Annotated in this window: 21 protein-coding genes, 2 rRNA genes and 1 other RNA gene (1 of these 24 running past the window's edge); 9 read left to right on the top strand and 15 right to left on the bottom strand. The window is 60.3% G+C overall.

Annotated features, from left to right (window positions below; translation table 11 throughout):
• The 4 genes from CCOS191_RS03685 to CCOS191_RS03700 all read left to right on the top strand — a co-directional run.
• A 23S ribosomal RNA gene (locus CCOS191_RS03685) occupies window positions 1-1,644 on the top strand; it begins 1,250 nt to the left of the window's first position.
• A 137-nt stretch (window positions 1,645-1,781) separates the two neighbouring features.
• Window positions 1,782-1,897: ribosomal RNA gene (rrf, locus tag CCOS191_RS03690) — 5S ribosomal RNA — on the top strand.
• A 236-nt stretch (window positions 1,898-2,133) separates the two neighbouring features.
• The gene (locus tag CCOS191_RS03695) at window positions 2,134-2,883 is read left to right on the top strand and encodes a class I SAM-dependent methyltransferase (RefSeq protein WP_046854099.1); all 750 of its coding nucleotides are present in this window, start codon (window positions 2,134-2,136) and stop codon (window positions 2,881-2,883) included.
• Between the two features lie 231 nt (window positions 2,884-3,114).
• Window positions 3,115-4,497, top strand: coding sequence for an ArnT family glycosyltransferase (locus tag CCOS191_RS03700; protein ID WP_231867468.1), 1,383 nt, complete (start codon window positions 3,115-3,117; stop codon window positions 4,495-4,497).
• A gap of 27 nt (window positions 4,498-4,524) precedes the next feature.
• On the opposite strand, the gene CCOS191_RS03705 is transcribed toward CCOS191_RS03700, so the two are convergent.
• The 7 genes from CCOS191_RS03705 to CCOS191_RS03735 all read right to left on the bottom strand — a co-directional run bounded on the left by CCOS191_RS03705 (window position 4,525) and on the right by CCOS191_RS03735 (window position 11,289).
• Complete coding sequence (locus CCOS191_RS03705; protein ID WP_046854101.1) at window positions 4,525-6,033, bottom strand: ArnT family glycosyltransferase; 1,509 nt, start codon at window positions 6,031-6,033, stop codon at window positions 4,525-4,527.
• Window position 6,034: 1 nt separating this feature from the next.
• Complete coding sequence (locus CCOS191_RS03710; RefSeq protein WP_046854102.1) at window positions 6,035-6,775, bottom strand: glycosyltransferase family 2 protein; 741 nt, start codon at window positions 6,773-6,775, stop codon at window positions 6,035-6,037.
• A 10-nt stretch (window positions 6,776-6,785) separates the two neighbouring features.
• A complete protein-coding gene (locus CCOS191_RS03715; RefSeq protein ID WP_046854103.1) occupies window positions 6,786-7,481 on the bottom strand; it encodes a TVP38/TMEM64 family protein in 696 nt (231 codons plus the stop codon).
• Between the two features lie 32 nt (window positions 7,482-7,513).
• Entirely contained in the window at window positions 7,514-8,503 is a 990-nt protein-coding gene (locus CCOS191_RS03720) for an NAD-dependent epimerase/dehydratase family protein (RefSeq protein ID WP_046854104.1), read from the bottom strand.
• A gap of 2 nt (window positions 8,504-8,505) precedes the next feature.
• Window positions 8,506-9,843 carry a UDP-glucose dehydrogenase family protein gene (locus CCOS191_RS03725; protein WP_046854105.1) on the bottom strand — a complete coding sequence of 446 codons (1,338 nt, stop codon included), beginning with the start codon at window positions 9,841-9,843 and terminating at the stop codon, window positions 8,506-8,508.
• Between the two features lie 87 nt (window positions 9,844-9,930).
• Entirely contained in the window at window positions 9,931-10,677 is a 747-nt protein-coding gene (locus CCOS191_RS03730; protein WP_046854106.1) for a MipA/OmpV family protein, read from the bottom strand.
• 99 nt (window positions 10,678-10,776) lie between these two features.
• A complete protein-coding gene (locus tag CCOS191_RS03735; protein ID WP_052752573.1) occupies window positions 10,777-11,289 on the bottom strand; it encodes a GlcG/HbpS family heme-binding protein in 513 nt (170 codons plus the stop codon).
• Between the two features lie 157 nt (window positions 11,290-11,446).
• On the opposite strand from CCOS191_RS03735, the gene CCOS191_RS03740 reads away from it, so the two are divergent.
• On the top strand, window positions 11,447-11,740 hold the full coding sequence (locus tag CCOS191_RS03740; RefSeq protein WP_046857683.1) for a lysozyme inhibitor LprI family protein: 294 nt from the start codon (window positions 11,447-11,449) through the stop codon (window positions 11,738-11,740).
• 122 nt (window positions 11,741-11,862) lie between these two features.
• Here CCOS191_RS03740 and CCOS191_RS03745 read toward each other — a convergent pair whose 3' ends face one another.
• From CCOS191_RS03745 to CCOS191_RS03755, 3 genes are read right to left on the bottom strand one after another with little or no spacing between them, the layout of a single operon-like run.
• Entirely contained in the window at window positions 11,863-13,089 is a 1,227-nt protein-coding gene (locus CCOS191_RS03745; RefSeq protein WP_082120349.1) for a sensor histidine kinase, read from the bottom strand.
• Window positions 13,055-13,732, bottom strand: coding sequence for a response regulator transcription factor (locus CCOS191_RS03750; RefSeq protein WP_046854108.1), 678 nt, complete (start codon window positions 13,730-13,732; stop codon window positions 13,055-13,057). The genes CCOS191_RS03745 and CCOS191_RS03750 overlap by 35 nt, the downstream gene beginning before the upstream one ends.
• Entirely contained in the window at window positions 13,729-14,259 is a 531-nt protein-coding gene (locus CCOS191_RS03755; protein ID WP_052752574.1) for a GlcG/HbpS family heme-binding protein, read from the bottom strand. Before CCOS191_RS03755 ends, CCOS191_RS03750 begins: the two co-directional genes overlap by 4 nt.
• Before the next feature lie 142 nt (window positions 14,260-14,401).
• On the opposite strand from CCOS191_RS03755, the gene CCOS191_RS03760 reads away from it, so the two are divergent.
• Genes CCOS191_RS03760 through CCOS191_RS03775 form a run of 4 tightly spaced genes read left to right on the top strand, consistent with a single transcriptional unit; the run spans window position 14,402 to window position 18,129 of the window.
• A complete protein-coding gene (locus tag CCOS191_RS03760) occupies window positions 14,402-14,794 on the top strand; it encodes a GtrA family protein (protein WP_052752575.1) in 393 nt (130 codons plus the stop codon).
• Window positions 14,760-15,740 carry a glycosyltransferase family 2 protein gene (locus tag CCOS191_RS03765; protein ID WP_046854109.1) on the top strand — a complete coding sequence of 327 codons (981 nt, stop codon included), beginning with the start codon at window positions 14,760-14,762 and terminating at the stop codon, window positions 15,738-15,740. Before CCOS191_RS03760 ends, CCOS191_RS03765 begins: the two co-directional genes overlap by 35 nt.
• On the top strand, window positions 15,737-17,173 hold the full coding sequence (locus tag CCOS191_RS03770; RefSeq protein WP_046854110.1) for an ArnT family glycosyltransferase: 1,437 nt from the start codon (window positions 15,737-15,739) through the stop codon (window positions 17,171-17,173). The genes CCOS191_RS03765 and CCOS191_RS03770 overlap by 4 nt, the downstream gene beginning before the upstream one ends.
• The gene (locus CCOS191_RS03775; RefSeq protein WP_046854111.1) at window positions 17,170-18,129 is read left to right on the top strand and encodes an SdiA-regulated domain-containing protein; all 960 of its coding nucleotides are present in this window, start codon (window positions 17,170-17,172) and stop codon (window positions 18,127-18,129) included. The genes CCOS191_RS03770 and CCOS191_RS03775 overlap by 4 nt, the downstream gene beginning before the upstream one ends.
• 508 nt (window positions 18,130-18,637) lie before the next feature.
• Here the strand turns inward: CCOS191_RS03775 and ssrA are convergent.
• The 5 genes from ssrA to aroQ form a co-directional block, all read right to left on the bottom strand.
• Window positions 18,638-19,030, bottom strand: a transfer-messenger RNA (tmRNA) gene (ssrA, locus tag CCOS191_RS26975).
• A 105-nt stretch (window positions 19,031-19,135) separates the two neighbouring features.
• A complete protein-coding gene (locus CCOS191_RS03785; RefSeq protein ID WP_046854113.1) occupies window positions 19,136-19,429 on the bottom strand; it encodes a hypothetical protein in 294 nt (97 codons plus the stop codon).
• 212 nt (window positions 19,430-19,641) lie between these two features.
• Window positions 19,642-20,997: an acetyl-CoA carboxylase biotin carboxylase subunit gene (gene accC / locus CCOS191_RS03790; protein ID WP_046854114.1), complete on the bottom strand. Its 1,356-nt coding sequence runs from the start codon at window positions 20,995-20,997 to the stop codon at window positions 19,642-19,644.
• Between the two features lie 17 nt (window positions 20,998-21,014).
• Window positions 21,015-21,479 carry an acetyl-CoA carboxylase biotin carboxyl carrier protein gene (accB, locus tag CCOS191_RS03795; protein WP_046854115.1) on the bottom strand — a complete coding sequence of 155 codons (465 nt, stop codon included), beginning with the start codon at window positions 21,477-21,479 and terminating at the stop codon, window positions 21,015-21,017.
• A 101-nt stretch (window positions 21,480-21,580) separates the two neighbouring features.
• On the bottom strand, window positions 21,581-22,033 hold the full coding sequence (gene aroQ, locus CCOS191_RS03800; RefSeq protein ID WP_011535870.1) for a type II 3-dehydroquinate dehydratase: 453 nt from the start codon (window positions 22,031-22,033) through the stop codon (window positions 21,581-21,583).
• Window positions 22,034-22,132: the final 99 nt, after the last annotated feature.

The following is a 22,132-nucleotide window of genomic DNA, read 5'->3' on the forward strand; positions in this document are numbered from 1 at the left end:
ACATGAGTAACGACAATGCGAGTGAAAAACTCGCACGCCGAAAGACCAAGGTTTCCTGCGCAACGTTAATCGACGCAGGGTTAGTCGGTCCCTAAGGCGAGGCTGAAAAGCGTAGTCGATGGAAAACAGGTTAATATTCCTGTACTTCCAGTTATTGCGATGGAGGGACGGAGAAGGCTAGGCCAGCTTGGCGTTGGTTGTCCAAGTTTAAGGTGGTAGGCTGAGATCTTAGGCAAATCCGGGATCTCAAGGCCGAGAGCTGATGACGAGTGCTCATTAGAGCGCGAAGTGGTTGATGCCATGCTTCCAAGAAAAGCTCCTAAGCTTCAGATAACTGGGAACCGTACCCCAAACCGACACAGGTGGTTAGGTAGAGAATACCAAGGCGCTTGAGAGAACTCGGGTGAAGGAACTAGGCAAAATGGCACCGTAACTTCGGGAGAAGGTGCGCCGGTGAGGGTGAAGCACTTGCTGCGTAAGCCCACGCCGGTCGAAGATACCAGGCCGCTGCGACTGTTTATTAAAAACACAGCACTCTGCAAACACGAAAGTGGACGTATAGGGTGTGACGCCTGCCCGGTGCCGGAAGGTTAATTGATGGGGTTAGCGCAAGCGAAGCTCTTGATCGAAGCCCCGGTAAACGGCGGCCGTAACTATAACGGTCCTAAGGTAGCGAAATTCCTTGTCGGGTAAGTTCCGACCTGCACGAATGGCGTAACGATGGCGGCGCTGTCTCCACCCGAGACTCAGTGAAATTGAAATCGCTGTGAAGATGCAGTGTATCCGCGGCTAGACGGAAAGACCCCGTGAACCTTTACTATAGCTTTGCACTGGACTTTGAGCTTGCTTGTGTAGGATAGGTGGGAGGCTTTGAAGTGGGGACGCCAGTTCTCATGGAGCCATCCTTGAAATACCACCCTGGCAACCTTGAGGTTCTAACTCAGGTCCGTTATCCGGATCGAGGACAGTGTATGGTGGGTAGTTTGACTGGGGCGGTCTCCTCCCAAAGAGTAACGGAGGAGTACGAAGGTGCGCTCAGACCGGTCGGAAATCGGTCGTAGAGTATAAAGGCAAAAGCGCGCTTGACTGCGAGACACACACGTCGAGCAGGTACGAAAGTAGGTCTTAGTGATCCGGTGGTTCTGTATGGAAGGGCCATCGCTCAACGGATAAAAGGTACTCCGGGGATAACAGGCTGATACCGCCCAAGAGTTCATATCGACGGCGGTGTTTGGCACCTCGATGTCGGCTCATCACATCCTGGGGCTGAAGCCGGTCCCAAGGGTATGGCTGTTCGCCATTTAAAGTGGTACGCGAGCTGGGTTTAGAACGTCGTGAGACAGTTCGGTCCCTATCTGCCGTGGACGTTTGAGATTTGAGAGGGGCTGCTCCTAGTACGAGAGGACCGGAGTGGACGAACCTCTGGTGTTCCGGTTGTCACGCCAGTGGCATTGCCGGGTAGCTATGTTCGGAAGAGATAACCGCTGAAAGCATCTAAGCGGGAAACTTGCCTCAAGATGAGATCTCACTGGAGCCTTGAGCTCCCTGAAGGGCCGTCGAAGACTACGACGTTGATAGGTTGGGTGTGTAAGCGCTGTGAGGCGTTGAGCTAACCAATACTAATTGCCCGTGAGGCTTGACCATATAACACCCAAGCAATTTGCGCTGAGGCCAAATTGTGGTGGTGAAGACGAAACGAACCGAAAGTTCGCGACGAACCACACATATCGCATATCCGAATTGGCTGGCATGTCTGCAAGGACGTACTGGCAACCGAATTTCTTGACGACCATAGAGCATTGGAACCACCTGATCCCATCCCGAACTCAGTAGTGAAACGATGCATCGCCGATGGTAGTGTGGGGTTTCCCCATGTGAGAGTAGGTCATCGTCAAGATTCATTTCGCAAAACCCCTATCTGCGCGAGCAGGTAGGGGTTTTGTCTTTGTGCCCGGAAAATCGGCCAGGCCATATCGACAGCAAGCCAGTTCTCACAGGTACTGCGCGGTCGGTGTGGGAGCCGGCTTGCCGGCGATGCGCCGCGTAAGCGGCGCCCTGAGGCCTACAGCCGCGCAAGCCCGCACCCACACGATTTATACTGCCCCCCATGCAAACGTTACCCTGGACGATCAAATGAATTCCTTTGACGACCTGCTAGCCGAAGCCAGTGCTGCAGATGTAACCGGCTGGGGCTTCGACTGGCTGGCAGGACGAGCCTCCGAGCAGCGCCCACCTTGGGGCTACGCCCAGCTCCTTGCACAGCGTCTGGACGGCGTGCACGCCGCGCTGGATCTCGATACCGGCGGCGGGGAGGTGCTAGGCGAGGCTCCACGCTTCCCGCCCCTCATGTGCGCAACTGAAGCCTGGCCACCCAACGCCCGCAAGGCGCAAGAGCGCCTGGGGCCACGCGGCGTTAAAGTCATCGAGGTAGCCCCCGGTACAGCGCTCCCATTTGCCGACGCCTCGTTCGAGCTGGTCACCTCGCGCCACCCGGTGAATCCCGACTGGCACGAGATCCATCGCGTCCTCCGACCTGGTGGACGTTACTTTGCCCAGCACGTAGGCCCAGCCTCGGCTTTCGAGCTGATCGAGCATTTCCTGGGGCCGTTGCCACGTGAGCGGCAAATGCGCGAGCCGCAGGATGAGGTAGCAGCAGCGCAGGCAGCCGGGCTGACGGTGACTGACCTGCGTACAGCCCGCTGCCGCATGCTGTTCCATGATGTGGGCGCAGTCGTATGGATTCTTCGCAAATGCGTATGGTGGGTGCCGGACTTCTCTGTGGACAAGTACCGCACTGAATTGTTGGCCCTGGACAGCCAGATGCGCCAGGGCAAGCCTTTCATCGCGCATTCGACGCGTCATCTCATCGAAGCGAGGCGTTGAGCTGGTAAAACGGCGCAGGCACAAGAACGAACAGCCCTGATCGCATCCGGAATTCTGCCCGTGACAAGGGGTTCACGTAGCCTTCCCTAGCATTTCATCTTCGACCTTATCCGCCGTTTATTGGCAATTCCAAATACAGGTCGCGCCCTGTCAACTCACGCCGAGTCATCGGTGCTATTGAGAGCGATCACGATGTTGAAATGCTTAGGGACCCGTCAAAGGTTCGCCGGCGTGGCATTGGCCGCATTACTGGCAATGCTGTGCTTTTGGGGGCTGGGCGATGTGCCCTTGCTGAGCACCAACGAAGCACGCCGCGCGGTCAGTGTGCGAGAGATGTACGCTAGTGGCGAGTGGTTGTTACCACGCATGAACGGCGAGCCATACCTGACCAAACCGCCCTTGTTTAACTGGCTTGCACTGTTGCCGACGAGCTTGCTCGGCAGCGCTAACGAGTGGGCGGTACGCTTGCCTTCCGCCATCCTTGGCCTGCTCCTGCTGCTTGGCACCTATCTGCTGGGTACGCGCATCGGTGGGCGCGCGACAGGTTATTTCGCCTGCCTGTTCCTGGCGGCCAACGCGGGATTCAGCCTGCTCGCTCGTCGCGCTGAGATCGAAATGACCCTGGCCGCATTCTGTGGCTTCGCCATCATCTTCGCCTGGCACTACCTCTTTCACGACCCCAGCAAGCGCTGGTCCCGTCTGAGCCATGCTTGCCTTGGTGGCGCGCTGCTGACCAAGGGGCCGGTGGCCCTGTTGCTGGTGACGCTACCGATAGGTACGTATTACCTGGTCACTCGTGACCGTCGCGCCAAGGCGCTATTGGGCGACGGCCCCGGCTGGTTGGTTGCGTTCGGTATCGGTGGTTGGTGGTATTGCTGGATGATGGCGACCCAGGGGCTGACGATCTGGCAGTCGACGCTGCAGGAGGATATCGTCAAGAAGATCGATACGGCCACGGGTGAACCCTGGTTTGCCTACCTGGGCTATCTGGCAGGTGACTTCTTCCCCTACTGGCTGGTAGTGCTGGTTCGGCCAGTCGCTTGGTTGAGAGCCGCAAGGAGCAATCCCCAGCTGATACTGTTGGGCTGTGTCGCACTCGTGCCCTTGACGTTGTTCTCAGTTTTTGACGAGAAGCATGCAAAGTACCTATTGCCGATTTATCCGGCGCTATCGGTGCTGTTGGCCTGGCAAGCCAACAGGTTGCTTGCCGTTGCAGCAGGTTGGCGACGCAAGATACTGGTGCTGACGCCAACCGTGATGCTGTGCGCCTATGTCCTGTTCTACGCGTTTGCCGAGGCGCGCCTGCGCCAGCATCGCATCGCAGCGCTACCGCTGATCGATCAGGTGCTGGACCGCCATCGCCAGCAGGCGCTGTACAGCCTGGGCGAGCCGGATATGCGCTTGGTCTACTATGCGAATCGGCTGGTCCACCCACTGAGTATCGAACAGGTCTACACATTGGCCGCGAGCGAGGATCTGTTGTTCGTCAATGGGCCGCTGCCAACTTCGTTGAACTATCTGGCGCCCTGCATCCGCCAGCGCTTTCGACCCTACTTGCGGCAAAACAAGGAAGCCGTTCTGATCCAGATGGCTGGCAAATGTAGTCGCGACTGATACGCCGTCATCGAGGTAACGACCGTTTCAGTCCAGCGGTGTGCTCCAGGTGAAACGGTAGACAAGCGTTTCAACGTCTTTGCTATGGCACTTGCCATTGTCCGCGTCGGCTTTCACCAAGTAGCGTTCCGGGTCGCTTAGCGGCGTTGCCGCCTCCGGCCAGAAACATCGGTCCAGTTCAGAGGTGCTGATCAGCGCATGGCTGTCTGGGTTTGCTCGCAGCCACTCGACCGCCTTTTCAGTCTGGTCCGGGGCCTCCATGCCGAAATGCACCAGCGGCTGACGTGCATACAGCCAATGTCCTTCGCGCCAATGGGTCAACACCAGTTCGCTGCCCCGGGAGAGGGCGGCCACCTCCTTCATCAGCGCCTGACGTTCATTGCCGCCTTCGACCAGCGGCTCGATGAATCCCCTGGCGAACCAGGCCGTGAACCAGAGCACGGTAACGGTGCGCGCCCAATTCCCGTGCCTTTCCCGCTGAGCGAACCAGCGCCGTAGCAGCCAAGGCATCAGAGGGGCTATGGCCAGTATCAGGGCGGGCAGGGCAGGGTAGATATAAAGTTTGCGCTTGCCACTGCTGAGGCTGAAGAACAGCAGCACCAGCACGACCCAGCCCAGCAGGACCAGATAGCGGCCATCGCGCTTGGCCAGATGTCGACGCCAGGCGCCGACGGCCCAGGGCAACATCAGTACCAGCGGCAGCCAGTACTGGGGGATGACCTGGACGAAGAAGTACCAGATGGGTTCGCGGTGGTGCCAGGCATCGGTGTAGCGTTGAGCGGTCTGCTTGAACAGGATATTCGACAGGTAGGCGCGTCCCTGCGCCTGGTCGTCAAGCGCCACGCTGGCGAGCAAAGGCACCAGCCAGCTGGCGATTGCCGCCAGCATCAACAGCGGCCCCGTCAGCCAGGCACGGGCCGAAGCGCGGATCGTCGTCACACCGCTCCAGCCTTGGCGCACGGCATAGGCCCAAGGTATCAGCAGCAACGCCGGCAGAAAGCCCACGCCTTTGCTGATGACGCCAAAACCCATGGCCAAGCAGGCCAGATAGAACCATCTCCATGCCGGCCCCAGGATCAGGTGGCGACACATCCCATACAGGCCCAGCGCGATCCAGAGCAGCAGAAACCCGTCGATCTGGCCCGCTCGCTGAATGCTGTAGGTCTGGTAGGTAGCGAGGAACAGCAGTCCGGCCAGAGTGCCGATACGTCGGTTCCACAAGCGGCCTCCCAGGTCGCAGAGCAGCCCTGTGGCCACGGTTGCAGCGAGTAGCGCGGGGAGAAACAGGGCAATGCCTGCCGGTATACCCAGATATACCAGCAGCGCCACCGCCCAGACGAACAACGGCGGTTTGTCGGCATAGATTTCACCTGCCCGGTGCGGGATCAACCATTCACCACTCTCGAGCATTTCCAGCGCCACGCCGAGGAAGCGTTCTTCGTCCACGTTGGATAGCGGGCGCAAGCCCAGGCCAGCACCGATCATGAACACGGCCAGCAGCATCAACTGCATGGTACGTCGGGATGCGCGGGTCATGTCACTGCTCCAACTCTTCGGGCTGGCAATCCAGGCGCACGCGGCGCATAAGCCACCACACACCCAGCAGATCGACCACGCCGACCAGTGCGCGGTCCAGGTTGCCGTAGTTGGAGGTCCCCGCGCCGCGTGGACGGTGGTTCACCGGCAATACGCAGATCTCGCCGCCCTGGCGCAGGATCAGCGCCGGCAAGTAGCGATGCATATGGTCGAAGTAGGGCAGGTGAAGAAACGCAGTTCGCTCGATGAGCTTCAGGCCGCAGCCGGTGTCCGGCGTGAGGTCGCGCAGCAGAAGGCGGCGCAGATGGTTGGCCAGGCGTGATGCCCAGCGCTTGCTGGTGCTATCGCGTCGGTCGACGCGGTGGCCGGCAATGAGCTGCAACTTTGAGGGGCTGCTGGCCGAGCGCATGAATTTGAGCATCTTGGGGATGTCGGCGGGGTCGTTCTGCCCATCGCCGTCAAGGGTCGCCAGCCAGGCACCCCTAGCGGCCCGTGCGGCATGGTGGATCGCCGTGCTTTGCCCCAGCGAGCAGCTGTGACGCAGGATCCGCAGCTGAGGGTAACCCCGGCGCCTGATATCGAGCAGGCGTTGCACGGTGTCGTCGGTGCTGCCGTCGTCGACCACGATCACTTCGAAGCGCTCGTGCTGCAGGGCCAGGTGTATCTCGGTCAGTAACGCGGACAGATTCTCCGCCTCGTTTCTGGCAGGAATCAGAACGGAAACAAGAACAGGGTGGGTCATTGTGGAACCGTCATTGCGAGGTGTTGTTGGAGACCGTCGGCTCGATGGCGTCCGGCGGCAGGTCCTGATGCTTGAGCAGCCAGGTGCCCAGCAGCAGGCAAACGAGAAACAAGGCGCTGGCACCAACGAATCGCAGAGTGGGTGAAACGTTGCCGCCGTCGCCCAGTAAGGCGAAGATCAATGACTGCGGAACGAACCCCAACGCGCTGGCGGAGAGAAAAGCGGGCAGGGGAACGCGGTAGAGCCCGGCGACGAGATTGGTGAGCAGATTGCTGCCAACCGGTGATAACCGGGCCAGCAAGGTGGCCAGGAATGGTCGATGGTGCAGGTAACGACCGACAGAGGGGATGCGTCTTTGGATGGCCTGCAGCATCGGACTTGCGCTGGCAAGACGGGCATAGCCAAGCGCCGGAATGCAACCTAGGGTGGTCGCCAGCACGGCTATGGCACAGCCAGGCCCCACACCGAACGCGTATCCGGCCAGAAAGGCCATTGCCTGCCGCGGCAGACCAACGGCGGTGAACATCGTGGCGGCGAGCAGGAACAGCAGCGCACCTTCCAAGCCATAGCCGCGGATGTGGTGCTCGACCCATTGCGTGTCGAGCGGTGGGATAAGCTCGCTGCCATTCAGCAGCCAGCTGATCACCAGCAACCCCAGGAACCAGCCGGTACTTTTACCGACGGCCTGCAACCTGCGCCTTTGCATGTGCTCCACCTGTACCGAGGTCCCTCTGGTTGTCATGCGCGATAGAACGTCCGATACCACTGGACGAAGTTGTCGATGCCTTGGGGTAGGGGTGTTTTCGGGCGGAATCCGGTGCGAGCCTCCAGGGCGCTGACATCGGCCCAAGTGTCATAGACGTCACCGGGCTGCATGCGTTTGCGATGGCACATAGCGCTTGTGCCCGTGGCGGATTCGATGCAGCCGATCAGTTCGGCCAGGCTTGAGGGGGCGCCGAAACCGATGTTGAAGGTGGCATGAGGCACCTCGTTGTCGCCTGGACCGTGCTTCGGCCCGACGTGAGGGAGGCAGTTCAGCAACTGAACGATGCCCTCCACCACATCGTCGATGTAGGTGAAATCCCGTGACAGGTTGCCGCCGTTATAAACGTCGATTGGTCGGCCTTCGAGCATGGCCTGGGTGAACTTGAAGGGCGCCATGTCCGGTCTTCCCCAGGGGCCATAGACGGTAAACAGCCGCAGACCTGTGGCTGGCAGACCGAACAGGTGCGCATAGCTGTGGGCCATCAGTTCATTGGCGCGCTTGCTCACCGCATAGAGCGACACGGGTAGTGTTGGGGCATCCTCGCGTAGCGGGAGTGCGCGGCTGATGCCGTACACGGAACTGCTGGAGGCATACAGCAGGTGCCCGACCACGGCGCGACGGCAACCTTCGAGGATGTTGACGAAGCCCAGGAGGTTGCTGTCCACATACACATGGGGGTTGTCGATAGAGTGTCGGACACCGGCTTGCGCCGCCAGGTGTATGACACGGTCGAAACGATGCTCCTCGAAGACTTGGCGCATTGCCAGGGTATCGGCGATATCCTGTCTTCTGAACTCGAATGTTGGGAATCCCATCAGTAGATCCAGCCGAGACAGTTTCAGGCCGATGTCATAATAGGCGTTCAGGTTGTCGAGCCCGAGCACCTGGTGACCTTCCTGGCACAAGCGCCGTACTACATGCGAACCAATGAATCCCGCGCACCCCGTTACCAGAATGTTCATGCTCATGCCGGCCTCACCGCAGGACGTCCTATGGGGTAGTAGCTGAGGGATTCGCGCAGCATCTGCCGGGGGTCGAACAGGTTGCGCCCGTCGAATACCACGGCGTCCCTCAAGGCTTGGCGCACCTTGCTTAGGTTGCAGGCCCGGAATACTCGCCACTCGGTCATGATCACCAGTGCATGCGCTCCCTCCAGGGCCGCTTCCTGCGACTCGACAAGTCGCAGGTCCGCGCGCCCGCCATACAGGCGACCGGCCTGCTCCATGGCTTCGGGGTCGAAGGCGCGGACCTGTGCGCCGGCCGACCACAGGGCCTCGAGCAGCACACGGCTGGGCGCTTCGCGCATGTCATCGGTATCCGGCTTGAACGACAGCCCCCAGACCGCGAATGTCTTGCCATGGAGGTCGCCGCGATAATGCTCGCTTATGCGCTCGAAGACGCGGTTCTTCTGTCGGTGGTTGACTGCCTCGACGGCATCCAGCAGTTCGGTTCGGCATCCCTTTTGGCGGGCAATGGTGCGTAGCGCAAGTATGTCCTTGGGGAAGCAGGAGCCGCCAAAGCCACAGCCTGGATAGATGAAATCGTGGCCGATCCGGGTGTCGGCGCCGATGCCCTGGCGGACCATTTCGATATCCGCGCCCAGGTGCTCCGCCAGATTGGCCATCTCGTTAATGAACGACACCCGGGTGGCCAGCATGCTGTTGGCCGCATACTTGGCCAGTTCTGCACTGCGGCTATCCATGACGATGAGCTTCTCATGGTTGCGGGAGAACGGCGCATAGAGCGAGCGGACCACATCGAGTCCACGGGTGCCGTCGATACCGATGATGATGCGATCGGGGCGCATGCAATCATCGAGCGCCGAGCCCTCTTTGAGGAACTCGGGATTGGCCAGAACCTCAAGGATGTGCTCGCGTCCGCGTTGCCTGACGAGCTGCTTCATCATGGCTTTCAGCCGCTGTGCGGTGCCGACCGGTGAAGTGGACTTGTTGATGACGATCTTGTCGCCTTGGGCATGCATTGCAATGGCTCTGGCCACGGCTAGGACACTGCGCAGATCCGCGCTGCCATCTTCCTCGGCAGGGGTGCCCACGGCGATGAAGATGACCTGGGAAATTCCTACCGCTTCGACGACGGAGTCAGTGAAGTGCACACGACCTGCGGCGAGGTTGCTCTTGAGCAGTGCTTCCAGACCGGGCTCGAAGAAGGGACAGTGTCCCGTCTGCAGCAAATCAAGGCGTTGCGTGTCCACGTCGGTGCAGTAGACGTGGTGTCCCACCTGAGCAAGGCAAACGGCTAAGGTGAGCCCTACATAACCGGTTCCGAATAGGGTGATGTTCATGGTGTGCCTGTTGCACGGTTGCGAAAGCTGTTGGCAACCGAGGGTGTTGGGTGCTTACGCCACGACATCCTTGTCCGGCAGGTGCGATTAGAAGGAATATCCCAGCCCGACCATGACCGTGGACTGATGGCCCTTTTCGGCCAGCGGACTGTCCTTGACGCTATTGGAGAATCGCTCCAGCGCCACGCGCCCCAGCAGGTGCCAGTGATCGCTCATCTGCCAATGGCTGTTGACTGCTACCCCGTAGTTGACCCCACTGCCCGCCGAGTAGCTGTCGCGTAATGCGCTACGATCCGATGGGTCGACGCCAAAGTAGTAGTCATTCTGCTTGGCGCTGACCCAGGTTGCCGATGCCTCCGGCGTGACCCGCCAGGAAGGGGAGAGCTGCAATGCCCTGGACAAACCCAACTCGACGCTCTGCCCCTTGTGCGCGGCGCTGATATCGGTCATCAAGGTGCCCTTCATCTCGGCCCAGCCCAGGTCGTAGCGCATCACCAAGCCGCCCTCGATTGCCGAGTCGCGATCTTTCAAGCCGTCGTACAGCCGACTGGAAGATTTAGCGTCACTGGTCTTGAAGCCGGATGGGTTGTACTGCAGCGCGGCGGCAATACTGAAATCGCCCTGTTCGTAGAAGTCATATCCCGCCTGCAGTCCTTCAACCCAAAAGTTCCCGTTGCGGCCATTGAGCAGGGGAACGAGTTTGCTGCCGGTGTCCATATCCTTGTAAAGTTTGGATTGACTGGCCACGCCGAGCCCGACAGTGAAGGGCCGATCTTCCGCCATGCTTGAAAAACTGGTTGCCATCAACGCAAGTGCACTGTAAGAAAGTCGCATCTTGAGGTTCTTCCGAAAGTGTTATGTTCTGTCTGAATGACATTAATCACTGGGGTGTGACGCAAATGTCACGCACGAACAGGGCCGATGCGCGCCGGCTCAGTCCGTCTGGACCAAGCCAATAGCTTTAAGGCCGGCCTCGGCGCACTGGCTGTCATGATCTCGTCCTCCGGGTGTCTGCCCTGGTGCGCCGGCAACACCTATGCCACCAATGATTGCGTTTTCTTGCTGCAATGGCAGACCGCCGCTCAACGTCGTAAGACCCACGGCGTGAAATGCCGGGCCCAGCTCGCTATCCTCCTTGGCCGCCGCAGCTACTAGCGAGGTATCGACGCGTCGTGAGGCCGCCGTCACCGCCTTGCGTTGGCTTGTCTCGACGGCGTGGGCGAAGGCGTTATCGGACACGATCAAGACCACAGGCTCGGTGTGGCGGCCGACAACGGTCACGGCTACCGCGAACCCCATCTGCTCGCAAGCTTGCTTGGCCGCCAACGCTGCCGTCAGCGCAGGGTCGATACCTATACTTGGCGCTGTACGACTTAGGGGCGTGGTACACGCGGTGCTGTTTACGAATAGAATGAATAGCGTGATTACACTGATCTTTCTTTTCATTAGGTGTGTGCTCCATTGGCAAGCAAGAGCATTAAACCTAACGAGGATGGCGTGAAACTGATGTGACTCTGTATCGGTCTAGTGTTTATGTCGATTTGCCGATTTTTTAACAGTAGTCTTATTGTTGGAGATATAATGGGCTACTTCACTCTTCACAATGTTGGCCACCGCAGGCCTTTTGCTAAGTACGATTGGAGCTGCAATTGCGCAGACGGCGTCATCGACCACCTTCGATTGTGGCGCCAAAACAATCAATGCCATGGAAACGTTGATCTGTAATAGCCAGGAGTTGTCATCCCAGGACCGTGAACTCGCGCGCACCTACCAGGCAGCCTTGGTCAAGGCGGGCGGCCAGGCCGATAGGCTCAAGGCCGAGCAGCGTGGCTGGATTAAAGGGCGGGATGAGTGCTGGATGAAAGCTTCTGGGAGCATCAGGGGGAAGCAAGCGTGAGTTGGGGGGCGGTGGCGAGGCGTTCAATTGCAGGAAACAAGCCTGAAGATGCTGCCCTGCCGGCGCGCGTCGTTGTGGTGCGGGCAGGCCAGTTGCAACGACATTGCGGTTTTGAGTAGACGTCAGGGAAATTCCACGCGGGCGACGAAGCGATAGGATTCGCGGGTGATGGTCAAGCGCCACCCGCAATGGGTGCAGAGACGCTGCACGATACCAAGCCCATAGCCAAAGCCCGCGTGTATGTCGCTGCCGAGGGCGAGGCCATTTACCAACTGCAGATGGTCGGGGCCGGCCTGGACATGCAGGTAGTCGCTGCCATGCACCAGGGCATTGCCCATCAGGTTGTTGACCAACACCTGCAGCGCGCTGGGTGGTGCGCCGATCAGCAACTGCGAGTCAATCGCTAGGTCCACACGAAATGCTTTGCTGGCCAGGTAGTCGGCGTACTTGTGCATGCAAGCGTCAAGCAGCGGGCGCAGGGCCACGGCCTGGCTGGGCATCCGTTCGCCTTCCCGACCCAAGTAGAGAAACAGCTGTACCAGGGTTTCCATCTCGCCACTGGCCTGCTCGATGCGCTCCAGGCCACGAGCCTGCTTCTCGATGCTACAGTGGGGCAGGCGCAGTACGGCCAGGCTGTTGCGGATGACTCCCAGAGGCGTGCGCAGTTCATGGCTGGCGTGGCGGGTAAAGGCCCGCTCGCGTTCCAGGGCGTCGTGCAGGCGGTCGACCAGTTGCGACAACGCGCGGCTCAGCGTACCGACTTCATCCTTGCGCCCATGTCCGGGCAGGTCGGTGCCGGGCCGCCATCCCTGGGCGACGGCATCGGCCAGTTGCGTCACCGGCGAAGCCAGGTGCCTGGCGCCAACAACCGCGAGCACGGCACCGGCAATTATGACCAGGCCGGCCACACCCCACAGCGTACTGAACAGCAAGCTGGCATGCCGATCTAGCGAGCTGAGCTGCGACTCGTCCAGCTCTAGGTACAGGTTTTCTCCTGCTGTCGGCAGGTAGATCACTTGGACATGAGTGCGCTCATCGTCCAGTTCATGGCGGCCAGGCGGTAGTGTGCGGTAGCTCTCCGGCAGGTGTGGATCCTTGGCCCAGTAGCTGCGCAGGTAACTGGTTGCCGGTAAAGGCGTGGTCGCTGGCGACCGGGCATAGTCCTGCTGGAAGCGGGAAACCTCGCGGTCCAAGTAACTGTTGACAATGTGGTCTTCGGTGATGATCACCGAAGACCATACCAGCAGGCTGTACATCACGGCGATGAACACCGTGAAGGGCAAGAGGGTGTACAGAGCACGGGCGAAGAACGAGCTAGTCGGGTATAGCAAGGCGATAACCCTTTCCATGGACGGTTTTGATAAGGTCGCGTTCGAAGGGGCGATCCAGTGCCTGGCGCAGTCGATAGATGTGGGTGCGCAACGGGTCGCTTTCCGGCAGCTCGTCAGGCCACAGCGCATTTTCCAGCTTGTGCCGACTCACCGTGTCGGGGGCGGCTTCGGCGAGCAGCGACAGCAGGCGGATGGTGATGTCCTGCAGATCGATTGCCAGCCCCTGCCGGTAGACCTTCTGCCTCTTGAGGTCGATCAGCAGCTCGCCGCAAGTCTGTTGCCCACCGCTGCTGGGTAATTTGCCACGGCGCAGCAGCGCGTGCAGACGGCAGACTAGCTCCTGCGGCTCGAACGGCTTGATCAGGTAATCGTCGGCGCCGGCTTCGTAGCCGTCGAGCTTGTCGGCCAGCGTGTCGCGGGCAGTCAGGAACAGGATCGGAGTTTGGTCCTGGCGCTTACGCAACGCCTTGCAGGCCCGCAGGCCATCGAGCCCGGGCATGGTCACATCCATGATGAGGGCGTCGTAGCGTTGTTCGAGAGTACGCTCGAGGCAAGATTGGCCGTTGAAGGCGAAGTCGACTTCGAAGCCGACCTCGCTGAGGTAATCGGCCAGGGACCCGGCCAGAGCGCGATCGTCTTCGACCAATAGTATCTCGATCATTCTTTGGCTTCCTTGGCGGCGGCCCACTGCGCGCCGATCGATTTGATACCAGCTTCGGCGCACAACGTGTCGAAGTCCTGGCCCAGGGCGTTCTGGCCCGGAGCACCGGCCACGCCGACACCGCCGATGTACTGATTGTCGTGGACCACCGGTAATCCACCACTGAGCGTGGTCAGGCCGATGGCATGGAATGCCACGCCTAGGCTTTGCTCGTGGTCGTTGGCATCAAGGATATCGGCAGTTGGCGCACGCCGCGAGGCGGCAGTGCGGGCCTTGCGCTCACTGGTCTTGCGGGCATGGGCGAAAGCGTCGTCCGAAACCAACAGCACCAGGGGCAGGGCCTGGCGGTCCACCACGCTGACCGCCACCGAAAAGCCCATGCGCTGACAGGCCTGCCGGGTCTCGGTGGCGAGTTTCAGTGCCGCATCAAAGCCGAGGCTGGGCCGTGTCTGGCTCGGCACTTGGCCGAACGAGTGACCGCCGAGGGACATCAAGCCAATGAACAGCAGGGTGTGGAACCGACTCATGGCACGCTCCTTTGATAACGATGTTGAAGTGCGCACCCTAGCCAGACTCAGGTGATGTAGATGTGACTTGGTGAAACAAGTAGTTCACTTGCGCTTGGCTAGCCTCGGCACCATGAAGACATCCAGACCCCTCATGCCCGCTATGTTTGCCTCCCTGGTCTGTTACCTGGGCGTGGGTAGCGTGGCCACCGCTGCCCATCAGGCCTTGTTTCTGCTGTTCGTCGCCCTAGACCACGCGCTGCTTGGCAGCATCCTCGGGGCGCTTCTTGGCGCCTTACTGAGCTTCGCACTGGGCAGTCGCACCTGTTTCGCCAGCCGGGGTGGCAAGAATCTGCAACCGTTTCGCTTCGCCTGCGTCGCCGGTCTGCACAACACCCTCAATGCTGTGGCCATGGCGCTGCTGCTTGGTCATGAAACCCATCCCTTGCTTGCCCAGGCCCTGACCACGGGTTGCCTGACCCTGCTGGGTTTTTTTCTCCACCGTCAATGGACCTATCACCATGTTGACCTTGTCTCCTCCCGCCCAGGACGCTGAGCCGCGCCTAAGCATTATCGTGCCCTGCTATCAGGAAGAACTGGTGCTGCAGGCATTCCACCAACGCGTACGCGCCGTCATCGCGACGTTGCCGGTATCGTGCGAGTTGCTCTACATCAACGATGGCAGCCACGACGGCACCGCCGCGCTGCTGCGCCACTTCGAGCGCCGGGAGAGCGTGCGAGCGCTACACCTGAGCCGCAATTTCGGCAAGGAGGCAGCCATCCGTGCGGGCATCGACCACGCGCGCGGGCAGGCAGTGGTATTTATTGACGCTGACCTGCAGGACCCTCCGGAGCTGATTGCAGACATGGTCAAGCATTGGCTGCGAGGCTACGACATAGTCAACATGCAGCGCTCGCGCAGGGCTGGAGACACCTGGCTGAAGAGGACCTCAGCACGCCTGTACTACCGAATCATGCAACGGCTGGTGGCCCGGGGAACGTTGCCTGAGGAGGTTAGCGACTTTCGCCTGATCGGCCCGGCGCCCTTGGCGGCCTTGCGAACAATGGACGAGCGGGCTGTGCTGTTCAAGGGATTGGTCGGCTGGATGGGCTTTCGCACCATCGAATTGCCCTATGAGCGAGTCGAGCGGGTAGCAGGTGAAACCAAATGGGACTACCTGACATTGCTGGGACTGGCCGCTGAAAGCGTGCTGGCGTTCTCGCGCAGACCACTGCGTTGTTTTAGCTTCCTGAGCCTGGCGCTGTTGCTGGTCTGCGTGGCTTGGATGCTGGCGGCGCTGTTCGCCGGCAGTTTCTCGGCTGTGCACTTGTTGCTTGGGGTAGGCGGCGTGCTGTGCCTGGGCGTGGCCATGGTCGGTGAATACCTGGGCGCGACTTTGCACGAGGTCAAGCGCCGACCGCATTATCTGCTGCAGACGACGCCGACGGACTCAGTGGAAAGGCTGCAGCCCATTGGCCGTGGCGAACGGAGGCCGGCATGAGCGAGCACTCAAGGCGCAGCCTGCTGTGGGGGCTGCTGGCGGTGATCGTGGCATTGCGCCTGGTCGGACTTGGCGCCTATCCCCTCATGGACACCTCTGAGGCACGCTATGCAGAAATGGCGCGCAAGATGCTCGAACTCGATGACTGGGTTACTCCAATGTTCGATTATGGCGTTCCGTTCTGGGGCAAGCCGCCGCTGTCGTTCTGGACCCAGGCGGCAAGTATGCATTGGCTGGGCGTTAACGAGTTCGCTGTGCGTCTGCCGGCCTGGTTGATTCATGTGCTCAGTTGCCTGTTGATAGTCGAGATCGGGCGTCGCGAACGGCGGCTGGAGGTCGGGCTGCTTGGCGCGATCATCTACTCCAGCTGTACGCTGGGACTGATCGCCAGTGGCGTGGTGTTGACCGATCCGGCCCTGTCGCTGGCACTGCTGATGGCCTACCTGGGCTTCTGGCAAGGCATGCAGCACAACGCTCGCAATTGGGCTCGCCTGGGGTTCGCCGGCCTGGGGCTGGGCCTTTTGGCCAAAGGGCCGCTGGCACTGGTGCTGTTCGGCATCCCCGCATTGGCCTGGACGGCCTATCACCATCAATGGAAAGCGCTTTCGCGTCTGCCGTGGTTGAGCGGAACTATGGTGATGCTGCTGATTGCCGTCCCCTGGTATGTGCTGGCCGAGCTCAGGAGCCCTGGGTTTCTCGACTATTTCCTCATCGGAGAACACTGGAAGCGCTACGTCATCAGCGAGTGGAGCGGAGACCTCTATGGCAATGCGCACGCCAAGCCACCGGGCACCATCTGGCTTTACTTGCTGGGTGCGCTGTTCCCCTGGAGTTTGCTGCTGCCGGTGCTGTATCTGAATCGCAAGGTAGCGAAGGGCGGGATGTTCCGGGGCTTCCTGTGGTGCTGGGCGCTGGCTACGCCGGTGTTCTTCAGCCTGGCCGGTAACATTCTGTGGACCTATGTGCTGCCGGCATTGCCAGCATGGGCATTGCTTCTGGCCGACAGCGTGTCACGCCGTAAAAATCCGCGCCTTGTCATAGTCGCGCCTGTGGCGTTGGCATTGCCGCTGCTGGCACTGGTATTGGTGCTGCATGGCAGCCTGGAGCAGCGTCCGCAAAATCAACGAGGGCTTGTCGCCGCCTGGCAGCGTGCCAGCGTCGCTCATCCGGGGCCGCTGGTTTATCTGGGGCGACGCTCTTACTCCGCGGAGTTCTACAGTACCGGCAAGGCACGTCGTATCGACTCGCTCGACCAGTTGCCGGTGGGCGAGGTCTTTTACCTGGCGCGCCGCTTGCGCGATATAGACGAGCCGTTGCCGAGCCCTCTCGACTGCGTGTCGCTGGCGCAGACCAACGCCAGCCTGCTGCTGCGCTGCCAGCCGTTGCCGGTCAGCAAAACAATGCCTACTTCCATCGGAACAACACATTCATGAATCGCTTCGTCCTTTTCTTGACCCGCCGCTGGTCGACCTGGAAACACGCGCCATTGGCATGGTTGGCCTGCCTACTGGCGGTTAGCCTTCCATTGCTGTCATGGTTCGAAATCGACGACGCGCTGGACCAGCAACTGCAAGAGCATCTCACGCCGCATCAAGTACGCCAGCGCAGCATCTGGCTGCCTGACTACCAATTCGTTCAGCGTCTGCATTTGCCAGGCATCGTCACCAACGCCTCGGACATCGTCTACGTTAGGGAGCGCAGTAGCTATTTTGTGGTGGTTAATAGCCCGGCACAGCTCTACGAGTACAGCGAGGATTTCGTGCTCAAGGCCCGTGTTGACCTAGTGGACTTCGAAGACCCCGAAGCTCTGGCCTATGACGGCAAGGGGCATCTTCTGATCGGTGAGGAGCGGCGTCAGAGCGTGGTGACCGTACCCTTGGCGAAACTTGAAGGACCCATCGTGCGCGGTGATCTCGGCACCCTAACCATTGCCGAGCGGGCGGACAACAATCGCGGCCTCGAAGGCATGGCGTTCGATGCAGACACCCAGGTGCTGTTCGCTTCCCGCGAACAGCGTCCGATCCGGCTGTTCGAGGTAGCGGGTGTGGTACAACCCGCATCCGAGGCCCTTTCGGACCCCACCTACCAGGCTGCTGTGTCGATGCTCGGCGTGCAGCGCCTGCGCATGGAGGATGTGTCGGCCCTGCACTACGACCCACATACCCGTCATCTGTTGATCTTGAGTGATCAGTCCCGGCTGCTGGCCGAGTTTGATAGTGGCTATACCCCCGTCAGTTTTATGGATTTGGAAAAGGGATTTAACGGTCTGGACCAAAATATGCCACAAGCAGAAGGCGTAACCATTGGGCCTCAACGCGATTTGTTGATCGTCAGCGAACCCAACTTGCTCTATCGCTATACCATCAAGTCGCGGCCGGCTCAGATGTGAGCAGTGTATTTTCGGGAGCTCACAACTATCTAACTTCGCCGCCTTTGCCCGGGAGCAGGGTGAAGCCCTTGGCGATCTGACGATGACCGAGCAGCCTCGCTAGGCTAGGGTGAAGCAAGCCGTGGGCCTAGCGTCCACTTCACCGCAGAGAATTGCCTGCAGCAGGGGCACATTGGCGGTGACCATTGCACTCCTGCTACATCGATTATGGACAAGCGAACGTGGCTAGGACACGGATGCAGACTTTGCATATGCAGCGCTGGGGGAAGTTCGGAGGAATTGATCCCCCTAATGCAGTGGGGCGTGTGAGGCATTTTTTTGAGAGCACTCATCACGTCACGGCAGACCGCAGTGGTGGCGAACCCAAATGGGACTGGAGATCGCGGAGGAGCAATTCACGCTTGCAGCAAGCTGTCATTAAGCTGGCATTACCCAGCCAAAACGGCCCAGTTAGGCACAAAAAAGGCACTTGAGCATTTCGCTAAGTGCCTGATTTGTAAGGAATGTTTGGTGGAGCCGGGGGGATTTGAACCCCCGTCCGCCAGTACTCCGCTGTCGGTACTACATGCTTAGCCGTGTCTACTGATTTAATCCGCAGCCGCCCGACGGGCAGGGTGCTTTGGATGAGTTGGGTAAGTTTTAGTCGCTTCGCCCCCAACGTGCTGCACGACGATCCTGTTCTGTATGACAATCATTTCGGGTTTACAGGCATCCCCTGATGATTGCTGGAGCCGAAGCTACCAGAAGGACCTGTCAGCTGCAATTAAGCAGCGAGAGCTTGGCCCTTGAAGTTATCGTCATTGGCAACTATAGAAAGTTGCAACAGTGGATTTACGAGTTCTGTTACCAACTCGGCATGCACCTAGAGTTTCGCTACCGGCGTCGAATCCTAATCGGCCCCACACTCAGCTCTAGCTGAACGTGCCTTTCAGCACGCAAGGGCGAGTATACGCGCTTACGCGGACGACGTCGACAGAAGGTTCGGCCGCCCGCGTGCGCGCAGGGCCTAGGTGCCGCTGCCACCGGCGGAGCCGCTGCCTTTCTCGGTCTTTTCCAGGCGCTCGAGCACCTTGCTGGTGATGGCGATGCACTCCTTGTTGTCGCCTTTCGCCTGGGCGGCCTTGGCCTGGTCCACGTGCTCGGTGATGGCCTTGTCCAGGCCTTCGGAGGTGGCGCCGGCGGTGGCCATGCTGTCGTCGATCTTCTGCAGGTTCATGGCGCACAGGTCGTCGGCGGCGAATACAGGCGAGGCCAACAGGGTGGCGGCCGCGAACAGGGCGGATAGCGCAGTACCTTTCATGGGAGTCTCCTCGTGAGGCCTCGGGAAGGTGGGCCTGATCGGTGGACTGCTTGGGTTTGGGCGTGGTTCCATTGGGTTGTCGCCCCCTGCATCGCGGGGCAAGCCCGCTCCCACGTGTACGGATCACCCATGCCTTGCGCTTGCGGGGTTTTGGCACGCGCAAATAAAAAGCCCCGGCACGGGGCCGGGGCTCTTTCATCACGCTAACGCGATCACTCCTGGTTGGCCAGTTTGTGCTCGAGGTAGTGGATGTTGACGCCGCCTTTGCAGAAACCTTCATCACGCACCAGGTCGCGGTGCAGCGGGATGTTGGTCTTGATGCCGTCGACGACGATCTCGTCCAGGGCATTGCGCATGCGCGCCATGGCTTCGTCGCGGTCCTTGCCGTAGGTGATCAGCTTGCCGATCAACGAATCGTAGTTCGGCGGAACCGAGTAGCCGCTGTACAGGTGCGAATCGACGCGCACGCCGTTGCCGCCCGGGGCGTGGAAGTGCTTCACCTTGCCTGGGCTCGGGATGAACTTCTTCGGGTCTTCGGCGTTGATCCGGCACTCCAGCGAGTGGCCGCGGATCACCACGTCTTCCTGGCGGAACGACAGCTTGTTGCCAGCGGCGATGCTGAGCATCTCCTTGACGATGTCGATACCGGTGACCATTTCCGAAACCGGGTGCTCCACCTGAACGCGGGTGTTCATCTCGATGAAGTAGAAACGGCCGTTCTCGTACAGGAACTCGAAGGTACCGGCACCGCGGTAGCCGATCTCGATGCACGCGTCGACGCAACGCTTGAAGACTTCCTGGCGGGCCTTCTCGTCGATGCCCGGGGCCGGGGCTTCTTCCAGCACCTTCTGGTGACGGCGCTGCAGCGAGCAGTCACGGTCGCCCAGGTGCACGGCGTTGCCCTGGCCGTCGGACAGGACCTGCACTTCCACGTGGCGTGGGTTGGTCAGGAACTTCTCCAGGTAGACCATCGGGTTGCCGAACGCGGCACCGGCTTCGGTACGGGTCAGCTTGGCCGATTCGATCAGGTCTTCTTCCTTGTGCACCACGCGCATGCCGCGACCGCCACCGCCACCGGCGGCCTTGATGATCACCGGGTAACCCACCTCGCGGGCGATCGCCAGCGCGGTTTCCGGGTCTTCCGGCAGCGGGCCGTCGGAGCCTGGCACGGTCGGTACGCCCGACTTGATCATCGCGTCCTTGGCCGACACCTTGTCGCCCATCAGGCGGATGGTGTCGGCTTTCGGGCCGATGAAGATGTAGCCGGAGTTTTCCACCTGTTCGGCGAAATCGGCGTTTTCCGCGAGGAAGCCGTAGCCCGGGTGGATGGCGGTGGCGCCTGTCACTTCGGCGGCGGCGATGATCGCCGGGATGTGCAGGTAGGAATCCTTGGACGATGCCGGGCCGATGCAGACCGATTCGTCTGCCAGGCCCAGGTGCATCAGTTCACGGTCGGCCGTGGAGTGCACGGCGACGGTCTTGATGCCCAGCTCTTTGCAGGCACGCAGGATCCGCAGGGCAATTTCCCCGCGGTTGGCGATCAGAACTTTTTCGAGCTTCCCAGACATCGTTGGCTCTCCGCGAATCAAACGATGGTGAACAGCGGCTGGTCGAACTCAACCGGCTGGCCGTCTTCTACCAGGATGGCGTCGATCACACCGCCGATATCGGATTCGATGTGGTTCATCATCTTCATGGCTTCGACGATGCACAGGGTGTCGCCTTTCTTCACGGCCTGGCCGACTTCTGCGTAGTTCGGCGAAGTTGGCGAAGGCTTGCGGTAGAAGGTGCCGACCATCGGCGAACGCACCACGGTGCCTTTCAGGGCAGGTGCGGCGGCAGCGGCTTCAGCGGCCGGGGCGGCAGCGGCGGCAACCGGGGCTGCGGCAGGCGCGGCGGCCATTGGCGCGGGTGCGTAGAACTGCTGGGCGGCCGGGGTCTTGCTGTGACGGCTGATGCGAACGGACTCTTCGCCTTCCTTGATCTCCAGTTCGTCGATGCCGGACTCTTCCAGCAGTTCGATCAGCTTTTTGACTTTACGGATATCCATTAATCAGCAACTCCCAAGGTTCGGTCGGGGACGTATTTTTAAAACGTGTCGAAAACGTTTCTTCATGAGCCTCGGCCCGAAAGGGCCAAGGCCTTGTGTCATCAGGGCTGTGCGTTGGCAGCCAGGTGTTCCAGCGCGGACTCCAGGGCCAACCGGTAACCGGTGGCTCCGAGGCCGCAGATCACCCCTACGGCAACATCCGAAAAGTAGGAGTGGTGACGGAACGGCTCGCGTTTGTGCACGTTGGAAAGGTGCACTTCGATGAATGGGATGCTCACCGCGAGCAATGCGTCACGTAATGCGACGCTGGTATGGGTGAAAGCGGCCGGATTGATCAGGATGAAGTCCACGCCTTCGTTGCGCGCGGCATGGATGCGGTCGATCAATTCGTACTCGGCATTGCTCTGCAGGTATTGCAGATGGTGGCCGGCGGCGCGGGCGCGCTGCTCCAGGTCCTGATTGATCTGGGCCAGGGTGGCGGCGCCGTAGTGCCCCGGTTCGCGGGTCCCGAGCAGGTTCAGGTTGGGGCCGTGCAGCACCAGTAGGGTTGCCATCTGCGATTCCTTGGTTTTGTAGGGCAATTCGACATAGCGCGGCGACTATGCCGCAACAGGCGCTGAGTGTCCAGTTCCCGGCAATAGCCAGCACGATGT

Origin of the sequence: Pseudomonas sp. CCOS 191 (genome assembly GCF_001007005.1) — a bacterium.
In the GTDB taxonomy this organism is placed as follows: Bacteria; Pseudomonadota; Gammaproteobacteria; order Pseudomonadales; family Pseudomonadaceae; genus Aquipseudomonas; species Aquipseudomonas soli.

Bases quoted from the DNA above. Each gene is read 5' to 3' on its own strand.
- CCOS191_RS03695 (WP_046854099.1), top strand. From the start codon at position 2,134: ATGAATTCCTTTGACGACCTGCTAGCCGAAGCCAGTGCTGCAGATGTA.
- CCOS191_RS03705 (WP_046854101.1), bottom strand. From the start codon at position 6,033: ATGACCCGCGCATCCCGACGTACCATGCAGTTGATGCTGCTGGCCGTG.
- CCOS191_RS03710 (WP_046854102.1), bottom strand. From the start codon at position 6,775: ATGACCCACCCTGTTCTTGTTTCCGTTCTGATTCCTGCCAGAAACGAG.
- CCOS191_RS03715 (WP_046854103.1), bottom strand. From the start codon at position 7,481: ATGCAAAGGCGCAGGTTGCAGGCCGTCGGTAAAAGTACCGGCTGGTTC.
- CCOS191_RS03720 (WP_046854104.1), bottom strand. From the start codon at position 8,503: ATGAACATTCTGGTAACGGGGTGCGCGGGATTCATTGGTTCGCATGTA.
- CCOS191_RS03725 (WP_046854105.1), bottom strand. From the start codon at position 9,843: ATGAACATCACCCTATTCGGAACCGGTTATGTAGGGCTCACCTTAGCC.
- CCOS191_RS03730 (WP_046854106.1), bottom strand. From the start codon at position 10,677: ATGCGACTTTCTTACAGTGCACTTGCGTTGATGGCAACCAGTTTTTCA.
- CCOS191_RS03735 (WP_052752573.1), bottom strand. From the start codon at position 11,289: ATGAAAAGAAAGATCAGTGTAATCACGCTATTCATTCTATTCGTAAAC.
- CCOS191_RS03740 (WP_046857683.1), top strand. From the start codon at position 11,447: ATGTTGGCCACCGCAGGCCTTTTGCTAAGTACGATTGGAGCTGCAATT.
- CCOS191_RS03745 (WP_082120349.1), bottom strand. From the start codon at position 13,089: ATGGAAAGGGTTATCGCCTTGCTATACCCGACTAGCTCGTTCTTCGCC.
- CCOS191_RS03750 (WP_046854108.1), bottom strand. From the start codon at position 13,732: ATGATCGAGATACTATTGGTCGAAGACGATCGCGCTCTGGCCGGGTCC.
- CCOS191_RS03755 (WP_052752574.1), bottom strand. From the start codon at position 14,259: ATGAGTCGGTTCCACACCCTGCTGTTCATTGGCTTGATGTCCCTCGGC.
- CCOS191_RS03760 (WP_052752575.1), top strand. From the start codon at position 14,402: ATGTTTGCCTCCCTGGTCTGTTACCTGGGCGTGGGTAGCGTGGCCACC.
- CCOS191_RS03765 (WP_046854109.1), top strand. From the start codon at position 14,760: ATGTTGACCTTGTCTCCTCCCGCCCAGGACGCTGAGCCGCGCCTAAGC.
- CCOS191_RS03770 (WP_046854110.1), top strand. From the start codon at position 15,737: ATGAGCGAGCACTCAAGGCGCAGCCTGCTGTGGGGGCTGCTGGCGGTG.
- CCOS191_RS03775 (WP_046854111.1), top strand. From the start codon at position 17,170: ATGAATCGCTTCGTCCTTTTCTTGACCCGCCGCTGGTCGACCTGGAAA.
- CCOS191_RS03785 (WP_046854113.1), bottom strand. From the start codon at position 19,429: ATGAAAGGTACTGCGCTATCCGCCCTGTTCGCGGCCGCCACCCTGTTG.
- accC (WP_046854114.1), bottom strand. From the start codon at position 20,997: ATGTCTGGGAAGCTCGAAAAAGTTCTGATCGCCAACCGCGGGGAAATT.
- accB (WP_046854115.1), bottom strand. From the start codon at position 21,479: ATGGATATCCGTAAAGTCAAAAAGCTGATCGAACTGCTGGAAGAGTCC.
- aroQ (WP_011535870.1), bottom strand. From the start codon at position 22,033: ATGGCAACCCTACTGGTGCTGCACGGCCCCAACCTGAACCTGCTCGGG.